A 25174-nucleotide genomic window follows, 5' to 3' on the forward strand; every position below is an offset into this window, starting at 1 on the left:
GTGTCAGCCGTTCCGGTTAATTTAGCGTTTTCTACCCTACCGCTGCTGTAATCTTGCGCCGCGACTTCTCGATAGCGGAAAAACGCTTCAGGAAGGCATTCTGTGCCCAGGTTACCGAGCGCGGCGTGAAATCGAAGCGCTCGGCACTGAAGCCGCGCGGCCGGCCGAAGAACTGGGTCGCCTCCGCGGTCGAAAAACCGGCGAGCAGCGTTGCCTCGAAATAGGCGGCGATCTGGTCCGCGCGCTTGATCTCCTTGCGCAGGCCGGCGCCTGGTTCCGGCGGCAGCGAGAAGCGCAGATGGATGGCGCGTTGCAAGCGCAGTTCACAGTCCTTGTAGCTGCCGCCCATCACCGATTTGAACGGCGAGATCATGTCGCCGATGACATATTCGGGCGCATCGTGCAGCAATGCCATAAGCCGGGCGTCCGCCGGCGCCTCGGGCATCAGGTCGCAAAACAGCGCCTCCACCAGCAGCGAATGCTGCGCGACCGAGAAGGCGTGCTCGCCGCGGGTCTGGCCGTTCCAGCGCGCGACGCGGGCGAGCCCATGGGCGATGTCCGATATCTCGATGTCGAGGGGCGAGGGGTCGAGCAAGTCCAGCCGGCGGCCGGACAGCATGCGCTGCCAGGCACGTGGCGGCGCACCGATGCGGTCGGCCGCCATCAGGCCTCCTCCGTGCCGACGGCTTCCTGGGGAAAGCTGAATTTGGCGAAAGGTGGAATGGCCACCGTAACCGGCACGTCTCCCGCCAGGATCGGCTGACCCGCGTCGAGCGCTGCCTTGATCCTGTCGATACGGGCGATGCCGAGGCCGATCGTGCCGGCGTTCGAGCCGAGCGTCCCCACCGATCGCCCGTCGACGGTCAATTCGACGCCGGCATCAGGCAAGGCCCGTTCGGCCCTGACGATCAGCACCCGCCGCCTTGCGGTGCCACGATGCTGCATGCGCGAGACGACCTCCTGGCCGACATAGCAGCCCTTCCTGAAACCGACGCCACCGGTCTCGTCGAGCAGCACGTCATGCGGGAAGGCGTCGCCGAGCTGGTAGTCGGTGCCGCTCTCGGCAATGCCATGCGCGATGCGCAAGGTCTGCCATGCGGCGCCGTCGTCAGTCTCTTGAGCGCTGCCATAGGAGCGGGTGACGCTTTCATCGCGAAAGCGCCGGTCGGCCAGCACGGTTGAATCCTTTTGTGAGGGAGCTGACTCATTTCCCCAGGCAATTGAGACAAGCGTCTGTTCGGATTTGGCAATCTCGACCTTGGCGCGCAACCTGTACAGCATCAGGCGGCGTACGAAATCGTCAGCGATGTCGGCGCGGCATTCGAGGCGGAACGCGTTTTCACCAGCCCGTGAGATCAGGAAGTCAAACAGGATCTTGCCTTGCGGCGTCAAAAGCGCGCCGGGTTTAGCCTCGCCGGCGCCGAGCGCGTCGAGATCGGTGGTCAGGATGTTCTGCAGGAAGTGTTCGGCATCAGGGCCGGAGATGGAGATGAGCGCGCGGTCTTTCAGCAGGGCAAAGGGCATGGGGCGGATAAAAGCCTGATCTTGCAAAACGGTTGGCCATTACGTAAGCCGCTGACACTCCCCCCGCAAGAGATCGATCAGCATGGCCAACACCTACGACCTCATCCTGACAGGCGGCATGGTGGTCAACCATGCCGGCGAGGGGCAACGCGATGTCGGCGTGAAAAATGGGCGCATCGCCGCCATAGGCGATCTGCACCAGGCCTCCGCCAGCGAGACGATCGACTGCCGGGGCCTGCATATCCTTCCGGGCGTCGTCGACAGCCAGGTGCATTTCCGCGAACCGGGGCTGGAACACAAGGAGGACCTGGAGACCGGATCGCGGGCGGCGGTGCTCGGTGGCGTCACAGCCGTGTTCGAAATGCCCAACACCAATCCGTTGACCACCAGCGAAGAAACGCTTGCCGACAAGGTCCGGCGCGGCACCGGCCGTATGCACTGCGACTTCGCCTTCTGGGTCGGCGGCACGCGCGAGAACGCCAGGGATGTCGCCGAACTCGAGCGCCTGCCGGGCGCTGCCGGGATCAAGGTTTTCATGGGCTCGTCCACCGGCGACCTGCTGGTCGAGGACGATGAAGGCGTCGCCTCGATCCTCAGGAACACCCGCCGCCGCGCCGCCTTTCATTCGGAAGACGAGTTCCGGCTGCGCGAACGCCTTGGCGAGCGCATCGAGGGCGATCCTTCATCGCATCCGGTCTGGCGCGACGAGATCGCCGCCTTGCGCTGCACCGAGCGGCTGGTGCGCGTCGCGCGCGCCGTCCGTGCCCGCATCCACGTCCTGCACATCTCCACGGCCGAGGAGATACTGTTCCTCGAGCAGCACAAGGATGTCGCCACCTGCGAGGCGACACCGCACCATCTGACACTGTCGGCGGACGACTACAAACGGCTCGGCACGCTCATCCAGATGAACCCGCCCGTCCGTGCCCCGCGCCATCGCGACGGCGTCTGGCACGGCATCGCCCAAGGCATTGTCGACGTACTCGGTTCCGACCATGCCCCGCACACATTGGCCGAAAAAGCAAAACCATATCCGGCATCGCCCTCGGGCATGACCGGGGTGCAGACGCTGGTGCCGATCATGCTCGACCACGTCAACGCGGGCAGGCTGACCTTGCAGCGCTTCGTCGATCTTTCAAGCCATGGCCCGCAGCGCATCTTCGGCATGGCCAGGAAAGGCCGCATCGCCGCCGGCTATGATGCCGATTTCACAATTGTCGACATGAAGCGGCGCGAGACCATCACCAATGCACAAGCCGGCTCGAAGGCCGGCTGGACGCCTTATGACGGCAAGGAAGTCACTGGCTGGCCGGTCGGCACTGTCATTCGAGGCCAGCGCATCATGTGGGAGGGCGAGATCGTGACGCCGGGCCAGGGCAGGGCAGTGGAGTTCTCCGAGGCGTTGCCCGCATAGCCATTTCACATCGTTGGATTCGCCTGCCCGACGTTTCAATCCCCGGCGACGAAAAACGTCCATTGCCCGGCGGGCGTGATGCCGACGCGGTAGAAGATGTAGGCGCCGAACTGCTTCATGTCGTCGAAGTCGCTCGCGGTGACGATCTTGAACAGCTCGACCCGTTGCCTGGCGTCGAGCTTGTCCAGGGGCAGGGCAAAGAAATACGGCCAGACATAGAGCTCTTGTGGCGTCCCGGCATCGACATGGACATAGCCGGCATTGAGCACCTCCTCCAGTATGGCAAGAATCTCCTGGCCATCCTGGTCGCCGGAGAGCCCCTTGAGGAAGGTAATGGCGTCGCCATCTATGTCGGTCAGCGATATCTGGGTCATGCCGTCGCCCTTGCCGATCAAAGGCCTCAGTCTTTCGATGTCGCCGCTCTCGCAGGCTTCGATGATCAGGTCATGCATGCGCCGCACCGGTTCAGGCAGCTTGCCGAGGTCGTAGACGACCTCCGGCGTGGGCGCGTCGGGATCGACGCGCGGCCTGTTGGTGGCACCGTCGCCGTTCGGCGGGGTGACCGGCTCGGCCTTGTCCGGGGCGGTTGGCTGGCTGGTCGAAGATGGCGTTCCGACCGGATCGGGTATCGGCACGGTGCTTCCCGGCGACGACACGTCATCGTCTTGGACCGGCGAGGGGAGTTCTTCGCGCTTGATCTCGCTCAGCGCATAAGCGGGACTGCTTGTCAGGCACGCAACCAAGGGAATCGCGGCACTGCACGCGGCGAAACAGATGCAAAGGACCAAGCCGTGCGGCTTGCCTGACATAGAAAAGTTCACTGCCCGTCTCCCTGCTTCCGGGCATGATGCCCGAGCGGCATTTGCCGTCAAAGAACCGGACGTCGGTTCAGTGCCGCAGCCGTTCGGGTTCGAAGGCGCCAGCAATCACCTTCTCACGCATGCGGTCGAGCAGGGCAAGGGCCGATGTCTCGCCGTTAGCGCGCAGCATTTCGCCGAACGCGGTTTCAAGCGCTGCTTCGGCGATGATCTCGGGTTCTATGCCTGCCGAAAGACCTTCGGCCCAGGCCTCGCTGTGGCTCTCCACCGCGGTCAGGCGCTTTTCTTCCCTGACCAGCGCGTCGATGTCATTGACACCATGTTCCATAAGCGATGTCCACCCTTGCAAGCAGCGATCCGTCGATGGATCAGGCTTGATCTGTTCCGTTTACACGCAGCCGCAAATAAGTCTTTGTAAATACGACATTTTTTTGATCGTTCTTTACAGGAGGCCGGTTGCGCTTGCGAAGCTGCTTTCAATCCTGCTCAAACTTAGCCGATTAGGCGTGCCTGCGGGGTGAAAACCTTCAGTTTGAGTTAATTCCACATCCGTGCGCTAACGTTTCATTAACGCTGTTGCATAAGCGCAACAAAAGGATTGCACCAGGACAGTTCTCGACACAAGCTGGATATGCCCATAGCCGCCGGCAATGGACCGGATATCTGTTGATGAAGGCCGGATGCGCTCTTGTGAGGGCACTTTGGCGAGATGCGCTAGTTGCCGTAACGCGAGGCGATGTCGCGCGACAGGGTCTCGCCTTCCTTCATGTAGCGTCCGATGGCTTCGGTCGCCGACGCGGTGCATTGCGTGTAGGTGCCGCCGAATGAGCGGTAGCCGCGATTGAAGCTGGCGATGAAGCGGGCGCGCCGTTCCGGATCCGGGTTTTCCGATTCGAGCAGCTTCTGCATCTCGCCGCGCCACTGGTCACCCTTTTCGCCGCACAGATTGCGCAGGAAATGCAGCGATCCCAAAACCTCCGCCAGCCGCATCAGCCCCGGTTCGAAGGGTGCCTCGGCGCTGAACGCCGGCCGTGCCGCCACGGTGCTGACGGCGAGGCATGTCGCGAGAAGGAGAGGAAGGCAACGCATAAGTCAATCTGGCCAAACAATTTGCCGCCTGCAAGGCGATTGTGCCGGGCGAATTCCGGATTTCAGGGTCGCTCAGGGTTTTGCGACGCCCGTCCGAGCAGTTCCTCGGCGACCGCGAGCACCGAACCGGCAAGCGGCAGATCAGTCATTTCGGCCAGCGTGTAGAAGGCGGCGGTCTCGGCGTCGTCGCTGGCCACGGCCTCGCCGCCGGCATGGGCCGCACCGAACACCGTCAGCTGGTAATCGACCGCATGGCCGTCGAGCGTGCCGTCTATGAGAATTTCGCGCAGCCGCCGGTAGCTTTCGGCCTGCAATTGCGTCTCCTCCAGCAGTTCGCGCCGTGCCGCCTGTTCCAGCGTCTCACCGGCTTCGACCTTGCCGCCCGGGAATGCATAGAGCCCTTGCGAGGGTTGTCGCGCCCGCTTGACCAGAAGTACGGCGTCGCCGCGCACAACGGCGACCGAGACCGCGGGAATGACTTTTCGCACTTCGTCCATGGATATCCGATCACCCTGATTGCGGCAGCCTGTTGTGGACCGGCCGACGCCAGACAGCTTTAACGGTTGCAGTGCTGCTGTTCCATCGCCACTTTCGAAACCGGACATCAGGACCAATAGACATGTGCGGACGTTTTGCCTTGACCGCGACACCGGACCAGACAGCCGCTTTCCTCGGCCTGGCGGAGGTGGAGCAGTTTCCTGCGCGCTACAATATAGCGCCGACGCAGCCGGTGCTGATGGCGATCTCAGGCCCACCGCGGGCGCCGGGTTCCAACCTGCCTGACCGCCGGCCGATGCTAGTGCGCTGGGGCCTGATCCCCGCCTGGGTAAAGGATGTCAGCGAATTTCCGCTGCTGTTCAACGCACGCTCCGAAGGCGTAATCGAAAAGGCCTCGTTCAAAGCCGCCATACGCCATCGCCGGACGCTGGTGCCGGCATCCGGCTTTTACGAGTGGCGGCAGGCGCGGCCCGGAGAGGCGGGCGGCAGGAAGGGGCAGCCTTACTGGATCAGGCCGCGGCATGGCGGCTTGGTCGCCTTTGCCGGGCTGGTTGAAACCTATGCCGAACCGGGCGGCTCGGAAATGGACACCGGCGCCATTCTGACGGTCGCGGCCAATTCCGACATCGCGCATATCCATGACCGCATGCCCGTGGTGATCGCACCTGAAGACTTCGCCCGCTGGCTCGATTGCCGCGGGCTTGAGCCGCGCGACGTTGCCGACCTGTTGCGGCCGGCGCAGCGCGACTTCTTCGAAGCAATTCCGGTCTCCGACCTCGTCAACAAGGTCGCCAACACCGGGCCGGAGATTCAGGAGAAGGGGGAGATCGGGCCCGAGCCCGAGAAGGTCAAGCGCCGCAAGCCCGACGCGGACGACAGTCAGATGACGCTGTTTTAGCAGGAACTCTGTTCGAGGTGCGGTTAGGCGCCTCGTTCGGACCCTTGGGCCAATCGCGCACTGCTTCAGGCAGCGCGGGGCGATACGATTTTCTGCACCGGCTTTTTCTTCTTCGCGGTGTGGAGAAGGGCGGCGACGATCGCGGCCGGGCCGATTGCGCGATAATGGCTTGCCAGCGCCGGTTGCTTGGCGCGGTTGGCTTCCTGCTTGCTTCGAGGCATGTGTCTCTTCCCAGATAACGTTTGCGTGTTTGCGTTTGGCGGCCGAATCCGACCAAATCGTGACGCAGGTTGATCTAGCCGGCGTATGTTTCATGACTGTGCCGACATGTTTAATAAAATGTTTCAGTGGCTGATTCCGTGTGATCGGGCGACGCATTTGCCAGTTCTGGCGTCGTTTTTCTCGGCATGAGCGACTTGACGGCAACACTGCCCAAGGCGATAAAGCCGCCTATGAAAACGTCTTTCGCCATTTGTGGCATTTGCATTATTGGCTAGCTTCGCGCTGGTCCGGACGTTTTCGCCTCATCTTCCCCTAGATTGGACAAACGCCCCGGCCAGCAGGCTGGAGTCCGTTTTGCGCCTCGGCGCGGAGCTGTGGTTTCATCCAGGCAAAAGTTCTGAACCGGAAAGGCATGGAATGTCTGACGCATCGAAGGGCCTGCGCCTCTACAACACGCTGACGCGCGCGAAGCAGGATTTCGTCCCGATCGACGCGCTGAACGTGCGCATGTATGTCTGCGGTCCGACCGTCTACGACTTCGCCCATATCGGCAATGCCAGGCCGGTGATCGTTTTCGACGTGCTGTTCCGGCTGCTACGCCATCTCTATGGCGAGACGCATGTCACCTATGTGCGCAACATCACGGATGTCGACGACAAGATCAACGCACGCGCACTGCGCGATTTCGGCAGCGAGATATCAGCCGGCAGACTGTCGCTTAACGAGGCGATAAGGCGGGTGACGGAGAAGACCGCGGGCCAATTCCACAAGGACGTCGCGACGCTCGGCTGCCTGGAGCCGACAGTCGAGCCGCGCGCTACCGAGTTCGTCGAGCCCCGCGCCGACGGCAAGGCAGACATGATCACCTTGATTCAAAACCTGATCAAACGCGGCCATGCCTATGTTGCCGCAGGCGAAGTGCTGTTCGACACCGCTTCGATGCCCGACTACGGCCAGTTGTCGAAGCGAAATCTCGACGAGCAGCAGGCCGGTGCTCGCGTTGCAGTCGACGCGCACAAGAGGAATCCTGGCGACTTCGTGCTGTGGAAGTTGTCGTCCCCGGAGGAGCCGGGCTGGCAGAGCCCATGGGGCAGGGGCCGGCCGGGCTGGCACATCGAATGCTCGGCCATGTCCGCCGCCTATCTTGGCGAGGTCTTCGATATCCATGGCGGCGGTCTCGACCTGATCTTCCCGCACCACGAGAACGAGATCGCCCAGTCACGCTGCGCGCACGGCACCGATGTGATGGCCAACATCTGGATGCACAACGGCTTCCTGCAGGTCGAAGGGCAGAAGATGTCGAAGAGCCTCGGCAATTTCTGCTCGATCAACGAGTTGCTGGAGACCGAAACGTTCGGCGGCCGCAAATGGCCCGGCGAGGTGCTGCGGCTGGCGATGCTGATGACGCATTATCGCGAACCGATCGACTTTTCCGTGCGCAAGCTCGAGGAAGCGGAGAACACGCTGCGCAAGTGGAAACGCGCGGCCGATCTGGCGCCGGCAGTCGGGCAATTGCCGGCCGAGGTCGTGCAGGCGTTGTCGGATGATCTCGCCACCTACGCCGCCTTCCAGGTTTTGACCCAGTTGGCCGGCGAGGCGGTCGACTTCGGCGGCGATGGCGAAAACGCCGCCGCCGCGACACTGAAAACGGCACTCACCTTTCTTGGCTTTGATGTCGGCGCGACCAGGGTGGACGAAACCGTGATCGCCAAAGCGATTGCCGAACGCCTGACGCTTATCGCGGCGAAAAACTGGAAAGAAGCCGACCGCGTGCGCGATGAACTTCTGGCGCAAGGCGTGCAACTGAAGGATGGCAAGGACCCGATCACCGGCGAGCGCATCACCACGTGGGAGGTGAAGCGGTGAGGATGGCTGCTCACATGGTGGAGAGCCTGGCGGGACAGCGCCCCCCTCTGTCCTGCCGGACATCTCCCCCACAAGGGGGGAGATCGGCCGGCGGCGCAGCTTTCGCCAATCTCCGACGTTGCGGGATCGAGCGAGGCGCCGAAGTCGCCAATCTCCCCCCACGTGGGGGAGATGTCCGGCAGGACAGAGGGGGGCGCCGTAGAGCGCTAACTTCGACTGTCATTGATGGCAGGAGCTGTCTGCCGAGCTTCTGGAACGGCGACGTTATCCGCGATATCGACATTGTCGGCGCGCCGCCTGTCGGGCGTGCGTGCGGAGCAACGGAGGAGGAGTTCGTTCCATGATCGATCATCTCGGCATCGACGTTGCCGATTTCGACGCTTCGAAGGCTTTCTATGACAAGGCGATGGCGCCGCTTGGCGCCTCGCTGCTCTATATGGTGCCGCTGGAATACACAGGCGGCGCCAAGGTCGGTGGCTACGGCCGCGATCGGCCGGTGTTCTGGCTCCAGGAAGGCAAGGAGGGGCAAAAGGCCCGCCAGCACGTCGCCTTCACCGCGCGCAGCCGCGCCGAGGTTGATGCTTTCCATGCCGCCGCTCTTGCCGCCGGCGGCAAGGACAATGGCGGGCCGGGCCTGCGCCCGCACTATCATGCGAACTACTATGGCGCCTTCGTCTTCGATCCCGACGGCAACAATGTCGAGGCCGTCTGCCATGGTGTGGAGTGACCTGCCATGAGCCTCGACAACCGGCCGATCTACACCGGCGGCTGCCAGTGCGGCGCCGTACGCTTTCGCGTCGAGGGCGCACTCGGCGATGCCTCGGTCTGCCATTGCCGCATGTGCCAGAAGGCGAGCGGCAATTTCTACCTTCCGCTGGTCTCGGTGCGCGGCGCCAAGGTGGATTGGACGCGCGGCGAGCCCAAGCGCTTCCGCTCGTCGAACGCTGCCTGGCGCGGCTTCTGCGCCGAATGCGGAACGCCGCTGACTTTCGAGGCGCCGGACGGCATGGCGCTGGCAATTGCCGCCTTCGACGATCCGGCTGATATCGCGCCGACCATCCAGTGGGGCACGGAGGCAAAGCTGCCTTACGTCGATTCCATTCCAGAATTGCCGGGCGAGGATACGATGGCGGACATGGGTTCGGCTCCCTATCTGGCCGAGCTTGTCTCCTACCAGCATCCCGACCACGATACCGAGCAATGGCCGCCGGAGAAAACACCATGAGCGAAACCGTTCGAACCGGCGGCTGCCAGTGCGGCGCCGTGCGCTTCCGCATCAAGGGCAAGCTTGGACGCCCGTCCATCTGCCACTGCCGCATGTGCCAGAAACAGTTCGGTTCCTTTTTCGGCGCCCTGGTGACGGCGCCGAAGGACGGCGTCGAATGGACCCGTGAGGAGCCGAGCTATTTCCAGTCCTCGGTCAACATCGATCGCGGTTTCTGCGCCCGCTGCGGCACGCCGCTGACCTACCGCCAGCCTGGCGGCCTGGAGATCGCCATCGGCGCTTTCGACGATCGCTCTGACCTGGCGCCGCAGATCCAGGTCAATTACGCCGCGCGGCTGCCTTGGGTGGAGACGATCTTCGATCAGCCCGTCCACCAGGATCCAAACTATTACGCAAGGCAGGAGCAGATCATCTCCTTCCAGCATCCCGACCATGAAACAACGGACTGGCCGTCCAAAGGTTTGCAACTATGAACTCTGAACTGCGCACGCTTTATCCCGAGATCGAAGCCTTCGAGAGCGGTATGCTCGACGTCGGCGACGGCCACCAGGTCTATTGGGAACGCTCCGGCACCAAAGGCGCCAAGCCGGCAGTGTTCCTGCATGGCGGGCCGGGCGGCACCATCTCGCCAAAGCATCGGCGGCTGTTCGATCCCGATCTCTACGACGTCATCCTGTTCGACCAGCGCGGTTGCGGCAAGTCGACGCCGAATGCCTCGCTGGAGGCCAACACCACGTGGCACCTGGTCGCGGACATCGAGCGCCTGCGCGAAATGGCCGGTTTCGACAAATGGCTGGTCTTCGGCGGCTCCTGGGGTTCGACGCTGGCGCTCGCCTATGCCGAGACCCACCCGCAACGCGTCAGTGAGCTCGTTGTGCGCGGCATCTACACGCTGACCCGCCCCGAGCTCGAATGGTATTATCAGTTCGGCGTCTCCGAAATGTTTCCCGACAAGTGGGAGCGCTTCCTGGCGCCGATCCCCGAGGCCGAGCGCGGCGACATGATGGCGGCCTATCGCAAGCGGCTGGTGGGCTCCGACCGAAACGCGCAGATCGAGGCGGCCCGCGCCTGGAGCCTGTGGGAGGGCGAGACGATCACGCTTTTGCCCGAGCCGGAGACCAGCGGACCGTTTGGTGAGGACGACTACGCCATCGCCTTCGCCCGCATCGAGAACCACTACTTCGTCCATGCCGGCTGGCTGGACGAGGGGCAGTTGCTGCGTGATGCCTGGAAGTTGAAAGACATCCCCGGCACCATCGTCCACGGCCGCTACGACATGCCGTGCCCGGCACGCTACGCCTGGGCGCTGCACAAGGCCTGGCCAAAGGCGGACTTTCACCTGATCGAGGGCGCCGGCCATGCCTATTCCGAGCCGGGCATATTGGACCGGCTGATCCGGGCTACGGATGGGTTTGCGGGGAAAAACTGATGTCTGCGCTCACCCCCCTCTGGTCTGCCGGCCATCTCCCCCTCAAGGGGGGAGATTGGCTGTCACCCGGGGTTTCGCAAATTTTCGGCGCCGCAGGTGGTGGCGGGACATTCGAACTGCCGATCTCCCCCCTTGAGGGGGAGATGGCCGGCAGGCCAGAGGGAGGCGTTCAAGCGCCCACAGGACGATGAAAAAACAACGCCTCTACCTCTTCGACACCACGCTTCGCGATGGCCAGCAGACGCCCGGTATCGACTTCTCGGTCGAGGACAAGATTGCGATTGCAAAACTGCTCGACGAGTTCGGCCTCGACTATGTTGAAGGCGGTTACCCCGGCGCCAATCCGACCGACACGGCCTTCTTCAGGGAAAAGCGTACCGCGCAGGCAAAGTTCGTCGCCTTCGGCATGACCAAGCGGGCGGGTGTGTCGGCCTCCAACGATCCCGGGCTTGCCGCACTCGTCCAGTCGCGGTCGGACGCCATCTGCTTCGTCGCCAAGAGCTGGGACTATCATGTCCGTGTGGCGCTCGGCTGCACCAACGAGGAGAATCTGGAGTCCATCAAGGCTTCGGTGGAAGCCGCCATTGCCGCGGGGAAGGTGGCGATGGTCGATTGCGAGCATTTCTTCGACGGGTTCAAGGCCAATCCGGACTATGCGCTGGCGTGCGCCAAGACCGCCTATGATGCCGGCGCGCGCTGGGTGGTGCTTTGCGACACCAATGGCGGCACGCAGCCCTCGGAAGTACGCGCTGTCGTGGAAAGGGTCGTCGCCGCGGGCATTCCCGGCGACTATCTCGGCATCCATGCCCATGACGACACCGGCCAGGCCGTGGCGAATTCGCTGGCCGCGGTCGAGGCAGGCGTGCGCCAGATCCAGGGCACGCTTAACGGCATTGGCGAGCGCTGCGGCAACGCCAATCTGATCTCCATCGTGCCGACGCTGGCGCTGAAGCCGGCCTTCGCCGACCGTTTCGAGACGGGGATTTCCGCCGAGGCGCTGACTGGCATTTCGCGCCTGTCGCGCGCCTTCGACGAACTCTTGAACCGCGCTCCGGAGGCGCAGGCGCCCTATGTCGGCGCTTCCGCCTTCGCCACCAAGGCCGGCATCCACGCTTCGGCGCTCGCCAAGGAACCTGCGACCTACGAGCATGTGCCGCCGGAAGCGGTTGGCAACCGCCGCCGCGTCATGGTTTCCGACCAGGGCGGCAAGGCCAATTTCCTGGCCGAGCTGAAGCGGCGCGGCATCGATGTGCCGAAGGACGACCACCGGCTCGACGCATTGATAGCGGTGGTCAAGGAGCGCGAGGCCTCCGGCTACGCCTATGAGGGCGCCGACGCCTCCTTCGAGCTCCTGGCGCGCAAGATGCTGCACGGCTTGCCCGAGTTCTTCCACGTCACCTCCTTCCGCTGCATGATCGAACGCCGCTTCGATGCCAATGGCCAGTTGAAGACGGTGTCGGAAGCGGTGGTCAAGGTGCTGGTCGAGGGCGAGGAGAAGATGTCGGTGGCCGAGGGGCACGGCCCCGTCAATGCGCTCGACATCGCGCTGCGCAAGGATCTTGGCAAATACCAGGGCGAAATCGCCGATCTGGAACTCGCCGACTTCAAGGTGCGTATCCTCAATGGCGGCACCGAGGCGATCACTCGCGTCCTGATCGAATCGCATGATACGACCGGTGCCCGCTGGTGGACGGTTGGTGTTTCCGAAAACATCATCGACGCCTCGTTCCAGGCGCTGATGGATTCCATTATCTACAAGCTGATGAAGAACCGGGACATGGCGGGTCTGGTGGCGGCGGAGTAAGTTTGAACCATCAGCGAAAGTCCATTGATCCATCAGAACTTTGCGATGGTCTTGCCAAGGTTACTGGGCCATAGCGTTGGGCCATGGCCGCTGAAGCAACTACCCAGGACACAGTTTCAAAAGCCCGCCGCGGCTTCCTGCTGGCGCTGGGTGCCTATTTCTTGTGGGGGCTGCTGCCTTTCTACATGAAAGCGGTTGCGCACCTGCCGCTTGCCGAGGTGATCGCCCACCGCATCGTCTGGTCGGTGCCGATCGCCGCCGCGGTTCTGGTCTGGGCCGGCCGCACGGCGGATTTCAAGGCGGCAATCCGTTCGCCCCGCACCATCGCCATGGCGGCGCTCACGGCGGCGCTGATCTCGGTCAATTGGGGGGTCTACGTCTGGGCGATCGCCGTCGACCGTACCGTCGAGACCGCCCTTGGCTATTACATCAATCCGCTGGTCAGCGTCGTGGTCGGCGCCCTGCTGCTCGGCGAGCGGCTCGACCGGCTGCAGATCGCGGCCGTGGTGCTTGCGGCGATCGCGGTTGCCGTCCTGACGATCGAGGCTGGCAAGTTGCCCTGGGTATCGTTGGCGCTGGCCTTTTCCTTCGCCGCCTACGGCTTTTTCCGCAAGACGCTGCCGATCGGCCCCAGCCAGGGTTTTCTGCTCGAAGTGCTTCTGTTGTCGGTGCCGGCCTTGGGTTATATCGCTTGGCTGATCGCCACCGGACAGGACCATTTCGTTTCCGGCAACGGCGTCGATACGGCGTTGCTGGCCGGTTGCGGGCCGGTGACTGCGGTGCCGCTGCTGCTGTTCGCATTCGGCGCCAGGCTTTTGCGCCTCTCCACCATCGGCATCATGCAGTATATTGCGCCGACCATTGTGTTCCTGATCGCCGTGCTGATCTTCAAAGAGCCGTTCGACACCACCCAGGCTGTCGCCTTTGCCCTGATCTGGGCGGCGCTGGCCATGTATTCCTGGTCGATGCTGGCGACGGCGCGCAGGGCTACATCTGCCCGAGCCGCCTGACGAAGAGATAGGTCGCTCCGGCGATCAGCATCGAAACCGCGGTCACCACCCAGAAGCCTATGGGCGTGTTGACGAGCGGCAAGCCGCCGACATTCATGCCGAACAGGCCCGAGATGATCGTCATTGGCAACAGCACCGCGGTCATCACCGACAGCACGTAGAGCAGCCGGTTCGACTGCGTCGTCAGCTTGGCCATCAGCTCGTCCTGCAACAGCCTGGCGCGCGCCTGCAACTGCTCGCCATCATAGTGCAGCGTCTGCGCGCGGTGCGAAAGCCGTGCTGCCATGTCGTTGATCGAATCGGGCAGGTCGTTGCGGTGCGAATGGTCGAGATGGCGAAACAGATTGGTCAGCGTCGCCATCTGCCGGTGGATCACCACCAGGTGCCGGCGTGCATCGACGAGTGCCTGCCGCTCATTGTGCCATGCGTCGCAGACGATGCGGTCCTCGATGCCGTCGAGACTGTCGGCAAGTGCAGCGAGTTCCACCGCCATGCCGTCGAACGACTGGCCCACGACCGCCTCGATCAGCTCGGCCGGCGAGCGAAACTTGCGCGAGCCGTTCTCGATCGCCTTGCGGATATTGTCGACCGACTGCAAGGGCTGCTTGCGGGCGCCGATCAGCATGGTGTCGTTGAGGGCGAAACGAAAATGGCCGAGCCCGCCGGCTTCCACCGAATAGTCGTGGCGCAGATCCGGCAGGTCGCCGTAGAGCCAGTCATCCTCGAGGTCGATGTGACAGCCATGGCTGGCGGACAGGAAGGCTTCGCGCACAGGCGCCGGCAAGGCCTGTTCTGCGGCGATCTCGTGGCGTGCCCGCATGTCGGAAAGCTGGTAGCTGCGCCACGTCCATTGCGCGCCGGCGGCATCCTTGGTGCGCAGGCCGTCCGCGGTGAAATGATAGATGAAGAACAGCCCATGCTCGTCTGGCAGGTAGGGCGACAGGTCGGCGCCTTCCGGGGCGAGAGCAGTATCCATGGTGTAGTGCCGGATGCATATTTCGAGCATGGCACCGCGTGACAGCGCCTGATCCCTACACTTAGCACGGGCGGAGCGGTTTCGTGTGACGGTTCCTTGACAGCCGATCACAGCCTCTCGAGCGGCCGCATCAATGCGTCCGCGCCTTTCGCCGCCACCGCATTGCGATTGCGGCCCTTAGCGCTTCGGACCGAAACCGGGATAGGGGTTCAGCGGCACGTGTCTTCCCCTACTGCCTTACTGCCCTATTCCCCTATTCCCCTACATCTTGTCTATCACCGACTGCACGCCCTCCGTCGGGGCATCGACCGAGGAGCCTGCCACCATGATGGCGGCGACGATTGCCTCGGGGTCAGTGACGACCAGCGGCTTGACGCGCTGTGCGGTGTGAATGAAGCCTTCGGTTGTCATATGGTCGATGAGCGCCAGCATCGGATCCCAGAATCCCCTGACGTTGGCGAAGACGATCGGCTTGCGGTGATGGCCGAGCTGCGCCCAGGTCATGATCTCGACGATCTCCTCGACTGTGCCGATGCCGCCCGGCAGCGCCACAAAGGCGTCGGATTTCTCGAACATCTTATGTTTGCGCTCGTGCATGTTTTCGGTGATCACGAGCTCGTCGAGCCGGTCTAGCGCGGTTTCGGTTGCTTCCCTGTTGATCAGGAAGCGGGGAATGATACCGGTGACCTTACCGCCGGCCTTGAGCGCGCCTTCAGCGACGGCGCCCATGATGCCTTTGGTGCCGCCGCCATAGATTAGCCTGAGGCCGGAGCGCGCAAGCGATCGCCCGAGCAGGTGACCAGCCTTGGCATAGGTTTCATCGCGGCCCGGAGACGAGCCGCAATAGACGCAGACGGATCGAATCGTATTCATGCCGATGATTGGTGATTGGGTCTGAAAGCGCGGTCAAGCCCTAAGGGCCGAGAAGTCCGGGCTTTTTCTTGTCGGTGATGGTAAAACACGCTAGACCGGCGTTAGGTGGCTAAGGGGCAGGGAAGTAGATGGCGATCAATCCGTTGAAGGCGTTTCTGTTCGCGGCGGGTGGGACCGTCGCGGTCGCGGGAACCGCCTATGTGTCGGGCGCGCTCGACCCGTATTTCAATCGCACGCCGCCGGCGGGCGTCGCGGCGCAGGCTCCGACTGTGGCGCCGAAGCCGGCCAATCCGGGCACGGAAGCGCGGCTGCCGCAGGCCGCGGTACCGGCCGCTCCCACCTCGGAGGCAACCGCGCCTGCCGTCGCGGGTCCGATCGCCCCGACCTTCGACGTGGTGCGCGTCGAAGGCGATGGTTCGATCGTCGTCGCCGGCAGTGCCGCGCCCAATTCAAAGGTCGAGATCCTCAACGGTTCGACCGTGATCGGCTCGACGGTCGCCGGTCCGGATGGCGCCTTCGTCATCGTGCTCGATGATCCGCTGAAGCCCGGTGACTATACGATTGCCTTGCGCTCCACCGCCGGCGATGTCGTGACCGCTTCGGCCCAGACGGCCGTCGTCTCCATTCCCGCCAATGCGAGCGGCCAGGTGCTGGCCATGGTCGAGGAACCGGGCAAGCCGGCCGAACTGCTGACAGTGCCCCAGCCGCAGACGACACCGGAAGCGCCTGCAGCCGCGGCTCCGGCGCCAGGCGCGTCCGCCGCCGTCGAAGCAACGCCTGCTCCTGCGGCGCCGACAACGCCCCCCGCGGCATCCGTGGCCGAACCCAAGATCGTCGTCGAAGCCGTCGAGATTGACGGCAGCAAGATCTTTGTCGCCGGCCTCGCCGACCCGGGTAGCAAGGTGCGCGCCTATGCCAACGACATCCTGCTTGGCGAGGCGCAGACATCGCCGGATGGCCATTTCCTGGTTGAGGCGAGGCGCGACGTACCGGTCGGCAGTTACACCATCCGTGTCGATGGCCTCGATGCCGACGGGGTGAAGGTAGTGGCCCGCGCCGCCGTGCCGTTCGAGCGCGAACCGGGCGAGGCGGTCGCCGCCGTGGCGCCTGCTGGATCCAAGGCGGCCGATGCAAAGCCTGCTGAACCGTCGGCTGCCGCTGAAGCGCCCGCCGCTGTCGCGCCCAATCCGGCGGAACCGGCTCCGGCCGATGCAGCGGCCACGCCGCCTTCCGATGTGGCCGAGACCGTTTCACCTAAGCTCGAACATGCCGATGGCGCCGTGATCATCCGCCGTCACGACACGCTGTGGCGGATTTCGCGGCGCGTTTACGGTTACGGCATGCGCTACTCGACGATCTATCTCGCCAACCAGGACCAGATCCGCAATCCCGACCGCATCTGGCCGGGACAGGTGTTCAAGGTCCCGCCACGGTCGAAGGAAGGTGAGGCCGCCGACCTCAAGGCGATGGGTGACCAGATGACGACGAATTCGGCGAAGACGGAGTAGGCAAGCGTCAACGGGACGGCTGCAAGCCGATCCTTCGCAGCCCTTCGCCTGCAATCTCCCCATCCGGCCAGCTTGCCTCGTCACTGTTCATCGTCTATCGCCGATGAACGATGACCGAATCCCTGCCTGAACCGGACCGCGCGACGAGCGCGCCAACCTCTTGCACCACCGACAGCCACTCCATCGCTGCCCGCCTCGCCGCGCTCTCGCACCCCGCGCGCATCGAGATCCTGAAACGCCTGTCTGCCAGCGGTTTCTGCTGCTGTCGCGACGTCGTCGACCATCTCGATCTCGCCCAGTCGACCGTCTCGCAGCATCTGAAGATCCTGGTCGAGGCGGGGCTGGTGCGCTTCGCGCCTGACCGCCAGCGCTCGCGTTACGAGGTGGACCAAGCCGCGCTTGCCGGCGTGTCGGCTTCGCTGAGCGCGCTCGTCGTTTCCTGTTCGACCAGCCGCTGACCCTCTCACCCAAAAGGCAAGAAAAGTGGCCGAAAAAACCGTCTCCGCCGATTCCCCGACCTTCAAGACGCTGCTTAACCTCTGGCCCTATATGTGGCCGGCGGATCGTGCCGATCTGCGGGCGCGGGTCACCTGGGCGACAATTCTGCTGGTGGTTGCCAAGCTGACATTGGTCGCGGGACCCTATTTCTTCAAATGGGCGACCGACGCCTTGGCCGGCGGCGGCAAATCGACGCCGCCGCTGCCCGCCTTTCTGCTCGCCCCGGTCATGTTGGTTGTCGCATACAATGTCGTTCGGCTCGTGCAACTCGGCTTCAACCAGTTGCGCGACGCGCTGTTTGCCCGCGTCGGCCAGTACGCGGTGCGCCAGCTTGCCTTCCGCACCTTCGTCCACATGCATCAGTTGTCCCTGCGCTTCCATCTCGAGCGGCGCACCGGCGGTCTGTCGCGCATCATCGAGCGCGGCACCAAGGGCATCGAGACGATCGTGCGCTTCATCATGCTCAACACGGCGCCGACCATCCTCGAATTCGCGCTGACCACGGGCATCTTCGCCTACACCTATGGCTGGAAATACGTAGCCGTGGTGGCGGTCACCGTCTGGCTCTATGTCTGGTTCACGGTTCGCGCCAGCGACTGGCGCATTTCGATCCGCCGCGACATGAACGACAGCGACACCGACGCCAACACCAAGGCGATCGACTCTCTGCTCAATTTCGAGACGGTTAAATATTTCAACAACGAGGCCATGGAGGCCGAGCGCTTCGACCGCTCCATGGCGCGCTATGAGATGTCGGCGACCAGGATCTGGACGTCGCTCGGCTGGCTGAATTTCGGCCAGGGCGTCATCTACGGGCTTGGCACGGTCATTGTCATGTGCATGTCCGCGCTCGAGGTGCAGGGCGGCACGCAGACCGTCGGTGATTTTGTCTTCATCAACGCCATGCTGATGCAACTCTCGGTGCCGCTCAATTTCATCGGTTTCATCTACCGCGAGATTCGCCAGGGCCTCACGGATATCGAGCAGATGTTCGACCTGCTCGACGTGCCGCAGGAGATCGTCGACAAGCCCGGTGCCAGGCCGCTCGCGATCGAGGCCGGCAAGGTCGAATTCCGCGACGTGCATTTCTCCTACGACCCGAACCGCAAGATCCTGAAAGGCGTCAGCTTCGAGGTGCCGGCCGGCAAGACGGTCGCCATCGTCGGTCCTTCGGGCGCGGGCAAGTCGACCATCTCGCGGCTGCTGTTCCGCTTCTACGACATCCAGTCGGGCCAGGTGCTGATCGACGGCCAGGATGTCAGGGAGGTGACGCAGGAGAGCCTGCGCGCGGCGATCGGCATGGTGCCGCAGGACACAGTGCTGTTCAACGACACCATCGCCTACAACATCCGCTACGGCCGCATCGGCGCCAGCGAGGAGGAGGTGCGCAAGGCGGCCGAACTCGCCCAGATCGGCCCCTTCATCGAGCGGCTGCCCGAAGGCTACCGCTCGATGGTCGGCGAGCGCGGTCTGAAGCTTTCCGGCGGCGAGAAGCAGCGCGTGGCGATTGCCCGCACCATCCTCAAGGCGCCGCCGATCCTGATGCTCGACGAGGCGACCTCGGCGCTGGACAGCCATACCGAACAGGAGATCCAGGCCGCGCTCGACCTGGTCAGCCGGGGCCGCACCACCATCGTCATCGCCCACCGGCTGTCGACGGTGATCACGGCCGACGAAATCATCGTGCTCAAGGACGGCCAGATCGCCGAACGCGGCACCCATGCCGACCTGATGCGCAAGCACGGGCTTTACGCCTCGATGTGGGACCGCCAGCGCGAGGCGACCGAAGCCGAGGAGCGTCTGCGCATCGCCCGCGAAAGCGACGAACTGGGCATAGTGGTGCGCAGGCGCACGTCGGAGCTGTCTTAGCGGCCGCTTTCCTTCTCCCTCGTGGAAGAAGGTGGATCGGCGCATGGCGCCGAGACGGCTGAAGGGTACTGGCGCCGTATTTGCCAAGCTGGAACACCCCTCCCCATTGTCGCGTTGCGGGCGGAGGGTGTTTCGGTTATTGAGGCCGGACCTGAAACAGGGACTGCCCCATCCCATGAGCCTTGTCGATACGGTCAAGAACGCGTTCGTACCGATCCATCGCGAGGGCTATCCGTTCATCGCCGCCTTCGGCGCGGGCACGCTTTTCCTCGGATATTTCTCCTCGATCCTGTTCTGGATCGGGCTCATCCTCACCGCCTGGTGCGCTTATTTCTTCCGCGATCCCGAGCGGGTGACGCCGGTCGATGACCGTCTGGTGGTGAGCCCCGCCGACGGCGTCATTTCGGCGGTCGGCCCGGCCGTGCCGCCGCGCGAGCTTGGCCTCGGCAGTGGCGAAATGACCCGCATATCGGTGTTCATGAACGTCTTTTCCTGCCACGTGAACCGCGCTCCGGTGCGCGGCAAGATTTCCCGTATCGAGCATCGGCCCGGAAAATTCCTCAACGCCGAACTCGACAAGGCAAGTACCGAGAACGAGCGCAACGGGCTGGTCATCGACAGCCCCAACGGCACCGTCGCGGCGGTGCAGATCGCCGGCCTCGTGGCGCGGCGCATCGTCTGCTGGGCCGAGACCGGCGGCTCGATCGCCATAGGCGAACGTTTCGGCCTGATCCGCTTCGGCTCGCGCGTCGATGTCTTCCTGCCGGAAGCGGCGACGCCGCGCGTGGCCGTCGGCCAGACGGCGGTCGCCGGCGAAACGGTGCTGGCGGAATTCGGCGGTGTCGCCGCCACGCCTCTCGTGCGGATCTCCTGACCGGTGGGCGCGCCGTTCAAGAAATTCGAGGCGCATGCCAGCGGCGGCCCGCGCATCCGCGAAATCCCGATGCGCATGGTGCTGCCCAATCTGGTTACGGTGCTCGCCATCTGCGCCGGCCTGTCCGGCATCCGCTTCGCCTTCGAGAACCGCTTCGAGCCCGCGGTCGTCATGGTGCTGCTTGCCGCTTTCCTCGACGGCATAGACGGCCGTCTGGCACGAATGCTGAAGGCGACATCGAAATTCGGCGCGCAGATGGATTCGCTGGCCGACATCGTCAATTTCGGCGTGGCGCCCGCGCTGGTGCTTTACGCTTTCCTGCTCGACCGCGCCGGATCGCCGGGCTGGATTGCTGCCCTTTTGTTCACCATCGCCTGCGGCATGCGGCTCGCCCGCTTCAATGTTCTTGACGAGGAAAAGGCCGAGCGGCCGGCGTGGCAGACCGAATATTTCGTTGGCGTGCCGGCGCCGGCGGGCGCCGTGCTGGTAATGCTGCCGCTCTATCTGTATTTCCTGCGGCTCGGGCTGGAGCCCAGCCGCCCGGCCGCCTTCATCGCCACCGGCTTCACCATACTGGTCGCCTTCCTGCTGGTCAGCCGTTTGCCGGTCTATTCGGGAAAAAGCGTCAAGGTGCCGGGTGACAAGGTGTTGCCGGTCATCCTGGGCGTCGTGTTCTACATTCTGCTCTTGATGACCTATCCCTGGTACACGCTGACGGCCTCCGTCGCCGGCTATCTCGTCTTCCTGCCCTTCAGCGTGCGTGCCTATTCGAAGCGCGCCAGGCTGGAAGGGGAGCAGGTGCCGCCTTCGGATATCGGATAGCGCTGTTTTCTCTCCCTTGCGGCCGCGATGTCGCCGAAGCCGACAGAGGGGTCGCGGCGCATTGAGCCCCAACGTTTTCCGCCCAGGCGTGCGATTTTATGCGAGACGATCCTTTCTGGCCGTTTCGCTTACGCCGCCGCGCTCAGCCCCAGACGATCGATGGCCAGTTTACGGGTCGACACATAGTCGGTCTTGCCCGAGCCCAGCGCCGGGATCTCTTCCACCTTGACGATGTCATTGGGCACCATCAGTTCGGCGGCCCCGGCTTTCTTGCCGAATTGGCGCAGTTCCTCGGCACTTGCATCGTCGGCGGTGGTGACCAGCACGATGCGCTCGCCGCGTCTTTTGTCGGGCACCGCCACGGCGGCATGGCGTTCTTCCGGCCACAGCGACTGCACCAGCATCTCGACCGCACCCAGCGACACCATCTCGCCGGCGATCTTGGCGAAACGCTTGGCCCGGCCGCGAATGGTGACGAAGCCCTCGCGGTCGACCGAGACGATGTCGCCGGTGTCGTGCCAGCCGTCGAGTCGCTGCAATTCGCCCGGCCGGTCGGCGGTCATGTAGCCCATCATCATATTCGGACCGTCGAGCCACAGACGGCCGGCGCCCTCGATCCCTTCGACGGGTTCGAGCTTCATGCGGATGGCCGGCAGCAGCCGCCCGACGGTGCCGTCGCGGCTATGGATGGCGGTGTTGACGGCGACCACGGGCGCGGCCTCGGTCAGCCCAAAGCCTTCGATGATCTCGGCCTGGAAACGCTCGCGATAAGTGCGGCGGGTTTCCGGCTTCACCGCTTCGGCGCCGGCGACGACGAAGCGCAGGCTGGAAAAATCGCCGTCCTTGGCGGTCCGCGCGTAATTGGCGAGGAAAGTGTCGGTGCCGAACATGACCGTCGGCTTCACCTTACGGGCGATCTCGGGAATGATCTTGTAGTGGAGAGGCGAGGGGTACAGGAAGAGTTTCACCCCTGTGACCAGCGGAAGGATGGTGCCGCCCGTCAGTCCGAAGGAGTGGAACACAGGCAACACGTTGAGCAGGATATCGGCCGGCGAGATGGTGATGCGAGCTTCCGCCTGCATGGCATTGGCGTAGAGGTTCTTGTGCGACAGCACCACCGCCTTCGGCGTGCCTTCCGAGCCGGAGGTGAACAGGATCACCGCGGGTTTGGCCGCGTCCTGGCGCTGCAGCGGCCAGCGCCACAGCAAGGCGGCGGCAAGCTTCTCCAGCGCCGTCAGGCCGGCGCGCGTATCCTCCAGCCAGAGAAACTTCGCGCCGCCCTTTTCGACCGCCGCGACGATATCGCCGAGGTCGGCCTTCTCGATGAAGGCGCGGGACGAGACGACCGTGCGGATCACCGCCGTGCGGATGGCGGCGGTGACGCTGGCCGGACCCGCGGTGTAGTTGATCATCGCGGCCACCCGACCGGCCGAGAGCAGCCCGACGAAGGACAGCACCACGCCATTGGCGTTGGGCAGGAGCAGGCCGACCGCTTCGCCGGGCGCCGTCGCCGCCTCGAAACGTCTGCCCAGCACACGCGCGCCGATAAACAGTTTTCGATAGCTGAGCGCCCCCGAGACGACGTCCTCGATGATCGGATGCGATGCGCCGACCCTGGTTGCGGCGTCACGCATGGCCAGGAACAGGCCGCGATCGAGATCGGCGGCTGCGAAGCGGGCCTCTGCGAAGCGGTCGAACAGCGCGTTGGTGTTCGAGGCTTGGTCGGGAATGCGCGCCACCAGCTCGGCTATGGTCATTGGTTCCAATGCGCTGATCGACAGGCGCGGGAACCAGCGCCGTGGCGCGATGCTGGCCGGCGTCAACGAGACCGGAAGGTCGCGGGCGCCGCCGACGAAGATCGGCACGATGCGGGCGTCGGCCTGCATGGCGATGCGCGTGACAGCGCGAAACAGCCGGAACGACTTGACGTCGGGCTCGACCGCGTCCGGCAGGTAGACGGCAAGCCGGCCCTTGCCCTTCAGCACGCGCACCAGCCTGCGGCTGACGAAGACGTGCTCGGCGTTGAAGGCGATGGTGCGGCCAAGCTCGCGCCACGGCTCCAGCCATGGCGCCCTGGCCGAGGCTCCGTCGAGTATGTGCAGCGTGTCGTCGGGCAGCAGCGACAGCATCAGCGCCGGTTCGAAGTGCGACTGATGTGAAATGACATAGATGACTGGCGCCGCCGCGTCGCTCGCGATCGCGATGCGGCTGTCGCTGATCCGGTAGGCGAGCTTGAACGGCACGTAGAGCAGCGCCTGGGCAAAGCGCAGGCCGAGGCGGAACTTTTCCACCACGCCGATCAGCAGCCAGGCCACGACCAGACCCGCAAGCAGCGCCAGTGTCAGGATCATGCCGCGTCTCTCCCAACGTTCCTTGCACCTCGGCTCTGCGGCCGCTTCGGCAAGAACCTAGACGATGTGCGGGCAAGGTCAATGAGGAAGGCCTCTCGCCGCCTCTCACGAAGGGACGGGCAAAAGCGGCATTCCTTTACGCCGTCTTCAGTCTCCCGCTGATGAAGCGGAATTCCTGCGTTTTGCCGCCATAACCGTAGGCGGCGGCCGGCACTTCATGGACGAAAGCGTAGCTTTCTTCGTGCACGGACCCGAGCAGGCGCCCGAAGGCGGCGAAGATCGCCTTGAGATAGGCTTCCAGCTCGAGCTTGGTGTTGGTGCCGTCGACCACCTTGATGTCGAGCCAGAACGTATTGGTCCCATGCTCGGCCAGCGATGTGCCGCCGGCGAACCAGTGCTGCGGATCGAGATAGGAGACGGCAACCGCCGTTATGGTCGGATCCTTGCGAAGGTGTGTTGCGGTGAGTTCGGTCGCCTCCTTGGCGATCCTGGCGGACAGCGCGGCGTCGGGCTTCCCGGTGACGCTGATGTTGATGATGGGCATTGTCCTTCTCCTTGGTTCGGGCGGCCTCTGTCAGCCGATGACGCAACCATGCCACCAGCCATGAGTCATGAAAATCGAATTGTTTTTAAATAATAGTTCGATAATATCGAATTATGAAAACGCTCGATCCCGACCTCCTGAGGACATTCCTCGCCTTCGCCGACGGCGGCTCGCTGGCGCAGGCGGCCTCTGTTGTCGGCCGTTCACCGTCGGCGGTGACGGCGCAGATGCAGCGGTTGGAAGAGGCCGTCGGCGAACCGCTCCTGGCGCCGCAGGGCAGGGGTCGCGGCCTGACGCCGACCGGTGAGGAGCTTGTCGGCTACGCCCGGCGTATCCTTGCAGCGCATCGTGAAGCCTGGCTCGGCCTGAAGGGCGCGAAGGCCGACGGACGCATCGCGATCGGCACGACGCAGGATTTCGCCGACAGTGGCTTGCCCGATCTGCTGCGTGCCTTCGCCGAAAGCCATCCACGCGTCAGGATCGAGCTGCGCGTCGGCCGCTCCGCCGAACTGGCGCAAGCCCTTCAGGGTGGTAGCCTGGATCTGGCGATCGTCATGCGGCAGGCGGCGACGCCGGACGAAATCGGCGTGCTGCGCGAGCCGATGATGTGGTTGTGTTCGCAAAAAGGGCTGGCTGCGCGACAGGACGAATTGCCGCTTGCGCTGCTCGATCCGCATTGTGGCTTCCGCGAAGCGGCAATCTCGGCGCTCGATGCGGCCGGCCGGCGCTATCGCATCGCGGCCGGCAGCGCGAGCCTGGCCGGCCTGCGCACGGCGGTCAATGCCGGCATTGCGCTGACGCTGCGTACCGCGCGCTTTGCCCATTCCGGGATTGTCGAAGCACCCCACATATTCGACCTGCCGCCCGTGCCCGTTGCCCAATTCGCCATCCGGCTGCGCGCCAATGCCGAGAACCCCGCGCGGGACCTGGCCGCACTGCTCGGCGCCGGCCTGGCACTGCCAGGACTTTTTGGCTGACAGCGGTCTGTTTTCCGGCGCGGGGCCAAAGAAAAAGCCGACCTTGCGGTCGGCTTGGAGTAGGACGGACCGAGGGGTTTGGGGG

At 64.0% G+C, this 25174-nt stretch carries 26 protein-coding genes; 15 read left to right on the plus strand and 11 right to left on the minus strand.

What is annotated here, in order from left to right:
• Positions 1–31 precede the first annotated feature (31 nt).
• Entirely contained in the window at positions 32–664 is a 633-nt protein-coding gene (locus LB551_RS15235; RefSeq protein WP_140549329.1) for an HD family hydrolase, read from the minus strand.
• Entirely contained in the window at positions 664–1524 is an 861-nt protein-coding gene (locus tag LB551_RS15240) for a YgfZ/GcvT domain-containing protein (RefSeq protein WP_140549328.1), read from the minus strand. Before LB551_RS15240 ends, LB551_RS15235 begins: the two co-directional genes overlap by 1 nt.
• 82 nt (positions 1525–1606) lie before the next feature.
• On the opposite strand from LB551_RS15240, the gene LB551_RS15245 reads away from it, so the two are divergent.
• Positions 1607–2938 (plus strand): dihydroorotase, encoded by a 1332-nt coding sequence (locus LB551_RS15245; protein WP_140549327.1) that lies wholly within the window; start codon positions 1607–1609, stop codon positions 2936–2938.
• A gap of 35 nt (positions 2939–2973) precedes the next feature.
• Here the strand turns inward: LB551_RS15245 and LB551_RS15250 are convergent, their stop codons facing one another.
• The 4 genes from LB551_RS15250 to LB551_RS15265 form a co-directional block, all read right to left on the minus strand.
• Complete coding sequence (locus tag LB551_RS15250) at positions 2974–3747, minus strand: hypothetical protein (protein WP_263495871.1); 774 nt, start codon at positions 3745–3747, stop codon at positions 2974–2976.
• 79 nt (positions 3748–3826) lie between these two features.
• Positions 3827–4084, minus strand: coding sequence for a hypothetical protein (locus tag LB551_RS15255; protein ID WP_008874920.1), 258 nt, complete (start codon positions 4082–4084; stop codon positions 3827–3829).
• A 386-nt stretch (positions 4085–4470) separates the two neighbouring features.
• The gene (locus LB551_RS15260) at positions 4471–4845 is read right to left on the minus strand and encodes a TIGR02301 family protein (protein WP_140637542.1); all 375 of its coding nucleotides are present in this window, start codon (positions 4843–4845) and stop codon (positions 4471–4473) included.
• A gap of 62 nt (positions 4846–4907) precedes the next feature.
• Positions 4908–5342 carry an NUDIX hydrolase gene (locus LB551_RS15265; RefSeq protein WP_224659692.1) on the minus strand — a complete coding sequence of 145 codons (435 nt, stop codon included), beginning with the start codon at positions 5340–5342 and terminating at the stop codon, positions 4908–4910.
• 122 nt (positions 5343–5464) lie between these two features.
• On the opposite strand from LB551_RS15265, the gene LB551_RS15270 reads away from it, so the two are divergent.
• Positions 5465–6241: an SOS response-associated peptidase gene (locus tag LB551_RS15270; RefSeq protein ID WP_224659693.1), complete on the plus strand. Its 777-nt coding sequence runs from the start codon at positions 5465–5467 to the stop codon at positions 6239–6241.
• A gap of 65 nt (positions 6242–6306) precedes the next feature.
• Here the strand turns inward: LB551_RS15270 and LB551_RS15275 are convergent, their stop codons facing one another.
• A complete protein-coding gene (locus LB551_RS15275) occupies positions 6307–6462 on the minus strand; it encodes a hypothetical protein (RefSeq protein WP_140549323.1) in 156 nt (51 codons plus the stop codon).
• Between the two features lie 418 nt (positions 6463–6880).
• On the opposite strand from LB551_RS15275, the gene cysS reads away from it, so the two are divergent.
• From cysS to rarD, 7 genes are all read left to right on the plus strand, one after another.
• Positions 6881–8329: a cysteine--tRNA ligase gene (gene cysS, locus LB551_RS15280; RefSeq protein ID WP_224659694.1), complete on the plus strand. Its 1449-nt coding sequence runs from the start codon at positions 6881–6883 to the stop codon at positions 8327–8329.
• Positions 8330–8669: 340 nt separating this feature from the next.
• Positions 8670–9056 (plus strand): VOC family protein, encoded by a 387-nt coding sequence (locus LB551_RS15285; RefSeq protein WP_224659695.1) that lies wholly within the window; start codon positions 8670–8672, stop codon positions 9054–9056.
• A 6-nt stretch (positions 9057–9062) separates the two neighbouring features.
• On the plus strand, positions 9063–9554 hold the full coding sequence (locus tag LB551_RS15290) for a GFA family protein (protein ID WP_140549320.1): 492 nt from the start codon (positions 9063–9065) through the stop codon (positions 9552–9554).
• Positions 9551–10027 (plus strand): GFA family protein, encoded by a 477-nt coding sequence (locus LB551_RS15295; RefSeq protein ID WP_224622886.1) that lies wholly within the window; start codon positions 9551–9553, stop codon positions 10025–10027. Before LB551_RS15290 ends, LB551_RS15295 begins: the two co-directional genes overlap by 4 nt.
• Positions 10024–10983 (plus strand): prolyl aminopeptidase, encoded by a 960-nt coding sequence (pip, locus tag LB551_RS15300; RefSeq protein WP_224659696.1) that lies wholly within the window; start codon positions 10024–10026, stop codon positions 10981–10983. The genes LB551_RS15295 and pip overlap by 4 nt, the downstream gene beginning before the upstream one ends.
• A gap of 187 nt (positions 10984–11170) precedes the next feature.
• Positions 11171–12787 carry a citramalate synthase gene (cimA, locus tag LB551_RS15305; RefSeq protein WP_224659697.1) on the plus strand — a complete coding sequence of 539 codons (1617 nt, stop codon included), beginning with the start codon at positions 11171–11173 and terminating at the stop codon, positions 12785–12787.
• A gap of 83 nt (positions 12788–12870) precedes the next feature.
• Positions 12871–13797 carry an EamA family transporter RarD gene (gene rarD, locus LB551_RS15310; protein WP_224659698.1) on the plus strand — a complete coding sequence of 309 codons (927 nt, stop codon included), beginning with the start codon at positions 12871–12873 and terminating at the stop codon, positions 13795–13797.
• On the opposite strand, the gene LB551_RS15315 is transcribed toward rarD, so the two are convergent.
• Both LB551_RS15315 and LB551_RS15320 read right to left on the minus strand, forming a co-directional pair.
• Positions 13775–14773 carry a transporter gene (locus tag LB551_RS15315; protein WP_224659699.1) on the minus strand — a complete coding sequence of 333 codons (999 nt, stop codon included), beginning with the start codon at positions 14771–14773 and terminating at the stop codon, positions 13775–13777. The genes rarD and LB551_RS15315 overlap by 23 nt on opposite strands.
• Before the next feature lie 261 nt (positions 14774–15034).
• Positions 15035–15646, minus strand: a complete 612-nt coding sequence (locus LB551_RS15320; protein WP_140549313.1) for a TIGR00730 family Rossman fold protein — start codon at positions 15644–15646, stop codon at positions 15035–15037.
• A 128-nt stretch (positions 15647–15774) separates the two neighbouring features.
• Here LB551_RS15320 and LB551_RS15325 point away from each other — a divergent pair, with 128 nt between their 5' ends.
• The 5 genes from LB551_RS15325 to LB551_RS15345 all read left to right on the plus strand — a co-directional run bounded on the left by LB551_RS15325 (position 15775) and on the right by LB551_RS15345 (position 21217).
• Positions 15775–17154: a LysM peptidoglycan-binding domain-containing protein gene (locus tag LB551_RS15325; RefSeq protein WP_224659700.1), complete on the plus strand. Its 1380-nt coding sequence runs from the start codon at positions 15775–15777 to the stop codon at positions 17152–17154.
• A gap of 110 nt (positions 17155–17264) precedes the next feature.
• Entirely contained in the window at positions 17265–17612 is a 348-nt protein-coding gene (locus LB551_RS15330) for an ArsR/SmtB family transcription factor (protein ID WP_224622874.1), read from the plus strand.
• A gap of 25 nt (positions 17613–17637) precedes the next feature.
• A complete protein-coding gene (locus LB551_RS15335) occupies positions 17638–19521 on the plus strand; it encodes an ABCB family ABC transporter ATP-binding protein/permease (protein WP_140549310.1) in 1884 nt (627 codons plus the stop codon).
• Positions 19522–19696: 175 nt separating this feature from the next.
• Positions 19697–20395, plus strand: coding sequence for a phosphatidylserine decarboxylase (locus LB551_RS15340; protein WP_140549309.1), 699 nt, complete (start codon positions 19697–19699; stop codon positions 20393–20395).
• 3 nt (positions 20396–20398) lie between these two features.
• Complete coding sequence (locus LB551_RS15345; protein WP_411970946.1) at positions 20399–21217, plus strand: CDP-alcohol phosphatidyltransferase family protein; 819 nt, start codon at positions 20399–20401, stop codon at positions 21215–21217.
• Positions 21218–21345: 128 nt separating this feature from the next.
• Here the strand turns inward: LB551_RS15345 and LB551_RS15350 are convergent, their stop codons facing one another.
• Both LB551_RS15350 and LB551_RS15355 read right to left on the minus strand, forming a co-directional pair.
• Entirely contained in the window at positions 21346–23568 is a 2223-nt protein-coding gene (locus tag LB551_RS15350) for an AMP-binding protein (protein ID WP_224659701.1), read from the minus strand.
• Between the two features lie 136 nt (positions 23569–23704).
• Positions 23705–24112 (minus strand): tautomerase family protein, encoded by a 408-nt coding sequence (locus LB551_RS15355; RefSeq protein WP_140549306.1) that lies wholly within the window; start codon positions 24110–24112, stop codon positions 23705–23707.
• 113 nt (positions 24113–24225) lie between these two features.
• On the opposite strand from LB551_RS15355, the gene LB551_RS15360 reads away from it, so the two are divergent.
• Positions 24226–25089, plus strand: coding sequence for a LysR substrate-binding domain-containing protein (locus LB551_RS15360; protein WP_224659702.1), 864 nt, complete (start codon positions 24226–24228; stop codon positions 25087–25089).
• The last annotated feature ends 85 nt before the right edge of the window (positions 25090–25174 follow it).

Source organism: Mesorhizobium sp. BR1-1-2, from assembly GCF_020165435.1.
Classification (GTDB): domain Bacteria; phylum Pseudomonadota; class Alphaproteobacteria; order Rhizobiales; family Rhizobiaceae; genus Mesorhizobium.